The organism is Photorhabdus viridis, assembly GCF_040256935.1.
Taxonomy (GTDB): domain Bacteria; phylum Pseudomonadota; class Gammaproteobacteria; order Enterobacterales; family Enterobacteriaceae; genus Photorhabdus; species Photorhabdus viridis.
In genome coordinates this window covers 1-390 of the sequence record NZ_JBEJZY010000298.1, presented here as the reverse complement: position 1 = coordinate 390, position 390 = coordinate 1, and the positions used below count along the sequence as shown (strand labels likewise).

Genomic DNA, 390 nt, shown 5'->3' with positions numbered 1-390 from the left:
CCACATCATCATGATTAAGCGCCCGATAAGTCACATGAACCGTCGTCTCCGTGATACCGTACATATTCACCAACCGGGGCGACGTCTCTTCACGCAGGCGATACCACGGTCGCAACATACCGGGATCAAGGGCTTCTCCCCCAAAGATGATATAACGCAACTGATCCGGCAATGGGTTGGCGACATAACTGGCAATAAAGGCTTTGAAAGCACTCGGTGTCTGATTCAACACGGTGATACCGTGCCGGCTCACAAATTGATGCAGCTCTTGCGGGGAACGGGCAATCACATGCGGCACCAGAACCAGTTTTGCGCCGTAGCGTAAAGCCCCCCACAATTCCCATACCGAGAAGTCAAAAGCGATGGAATGCAACAGGCACCAAATATCTT

1 protein-coding gene is annotated in these 390 nt (G+C 52.1%); it reads right to left on the bottom strand.

Annotated elements, in window-relative coordinates:
• Positions 1-390: AMP-binding protein (locus ABR397_RS23450; protein WP_350307797.1), on the bottom strand; the 390-nt coding region annotated here is incomplete at both ends.